The sequence below is a fragment of the Rhizocola hellebori genome (assembly GCF_016862955.1).
Classification (GTDB): Bacteria; Actinomycetota; Actinomycetes; order Mycobacteriales; family Micromonosporaceae; genus Rhizocola; species Rhizocola hellebori.
This window is the reverse complement of sequence record NZ_BONY01000198.1, coordinates 1-787: the sequence shown is the minus strand read 5'-3', so window position 1 is coordinate 787 and position 787 is coordinate 1. Positions and strand designations below refer to the sequence as shown.

1 protein-coding gene is annotated in these 787 nt (G+C 64.8%); it reads left to right on the top strand.

Features of this window, described 5'->3' with window-relative positions:
• The coding region (locus tag Rhe02_RS49495) for a condensation domain-containing protein (RefSeq protein WP_239124583.1) at nucleotides 1-787 on the top strand (787 nt) is incomplete at both ends.

Below are 787 nucleotides of genomic sequence, written 5' to 3'. Positions count from 1 at the left end.
GAACGCCGACGCGCTTCGGGCCGCGATCGGCGATGTGGTGGCACGCCACGAGGTGCTACGCACCGTCTACGTCGAAATCGACGGTGAACCGGTGCAGCAGGTGATCCCGGTAGCGCAAGCACGCGTCGACTTCAAACACGAAACCGTTGCCGCGGAACAGGTTGACGCCGCAGTGAAGGAGGCCTCGGCGCTAGCCTTCGATCTTTCGGTGGATCTGCCCTTGGCGGCACGGCTGTTCAGCATCGGCGAACGCGAGCATCTGTTCGTGCTCACCATGCACCACATCGCCGGTGACGGCGCTTCGATGGGACCGCTGAGCCGCGACCTGTCCACCGCCTACATCGCACGATGCGCCGGGCAGACCCCGCAATGGGAACCCTTGCCTGTCCAATACTCCGACTACACCTTGTGGCAACGCGAGCTGCTTGGCGCGGACGACGACCCCGACAGCGAGATCAGCCGCCAGATCCGGTTCTGGCGGCAGACCCTCAACGGGATGCCTGAAGAGCTGCCGCTGCCCACCGACTTCGCGCGGCCGTCACACTCCTCCCATGAAGCGGGCAGGGTGGACCTGAAGGTCGATGCGGCAACGCATTCGGCTTTGCGCAGACTTGCCCGTACCCACGACGCGACTTTGTTCATGGTGGCCCAGACGGCGATCGCCATGCTGCTGACCCGGTTGGGCTGCGGAACCGATATTCCGCTGGGCACCGTCGTGGCGGGGCGGCCCGACGACACCCTCGACGAACTCGTCGGCTTCTTCGTCAACTCACTGGTACTACGCAAC